1 protein-coding gene is annotated in these 1,160 nt (G+C 62.0%); it reads right to left on the bottom strand.

Annotated features, from left to right (window positions below; translation table 11 throughout):
• Window positions 1–17 precede the first annotated feature (17 nt).
• The gene (locus tag BLX89_RS23735) at window positions 18–968 is read right to left on the bottom strand and encodes an IS110 family RNA-guided transposase (RefSeq protein WP_075293391.1); all 951 of its coding nucleotides are present in this window, start codon (window positions 966–968) and stop codon (window positions 18–20) included.
• Between the last annotated feature and the right edge of the window lie 192 nt (window positions 969–1,160).

The following is a 1,160-nucleotide window of genomic DNA, read 5'->3' on the forward strand; positions in this document are numbered from 1 at the left end:
CGGGGAGCAACCATGTTTCATGCATGTGAGTATTTTGGTGTCCATGCGGTGTTACGGGCAAGGACAGCGTTTGCCAGAATGACGAGTTTGCGGGCGACCGCGATGAGCGCGCAGAGGTGCTGCTTTCCGTTGCCGCGCAGCCGCCTGTAGAATGCCGCCAGATCTGGATTGTGCCAGGCAGCGGTGAAGGCGCACATAAACAGGCTCTTGCGCAGCCGTTGGCGTCCGCCCTGGATTTTCCGCCTGCCACGATGTTTGCCGCTGTCGTCATCGTAGGGCGCGACACCGGCAAGGGCGGCGATCTCGTTGCGGCTGGCATGGCCGAGTTCGGGCATGCGGATGATGAGGCACAGCGCGCTGCGCGGCCCGATGCCCTTGATGGAGATCAGAAGGTCGAACCGCCGCGCCAGATCGACATCATCGCGGACCATCTTTTCGAGCCGAAGCATGTGCATTTTGCGGCACGTCTCAAGCCTGGCGATCTCGCGGGCGTGGCGGCGCTTGACGATGTCAGGCACGGCGGTCTCGGCAAAGGTCTTCACCAGCGCGATCTGTTGCTCGATCTGCTCCAGATAGGTCTGCTCGGCCGACAACCGGTCGAAGCGGGCATCAGGCAGGGCCGGCATTGTCTCAAGGCTGGCGGTGAAGACGGCAATCAGCGTGGCGTCCAGCCGATCGTTCTTGGCCCGCTGCAACCGGCTCTTGGCGAAGAACCGCACTTGCGCCGGCTGCAGGCGCGCTGTCGGGCGCTTGGACGCCCGCAAATGCACCATGAGCCGCCATTCATAGCCACCGGAGGCTTCGAAACCGACCCGCTCGACATCATGCTCCTGAAGAAATGCGTCGAGCCGCTTCAGGCCTGCCGTATCGTAGGCGACCTTCAGCCGCGCGTCGCCGGGATGGATGGCGATGTCGAGATGGCTTTTGCCGACATCGATCCCGGCACAGATCATGCTAGTATCCGTCATCTTCGTCGTCCCTGTCTTGGATACGAACCCAAAGGTTCCTGCAACCACACGGGCCTGATGAAGAGCCGGTTGCGATCTTGCTCCCCGCAGCCCGAAATGGCTGAGAAGGTGACGATCCGACAACCAGCTGCCGGGCGGGTGGCCGCCCGCCCGGCAGAAACAACTATCTCATAGTTTGATCATCCAAGAAGG

Origin of the sequence: Pararhizobium arenae (assembly GCF_001931685.1) — a bacterium.
Lineage (GTDB): Bacteria > Pseudomonadota > Alphaproteobacteria > Rhizobiales > Rhizobiaceae > Pararhizobium > Pararhizobium arenae.

What these genes read in the sequence shown, in the direction of transcription:
- BLX89_RS23735 (WP_075293391.1), bottom strand. Translation starts at nt 968, where the DNA reads ATGACGGATACTAGCATGATCTGTGCCGGGATCGATGTCGGCAAAAGC.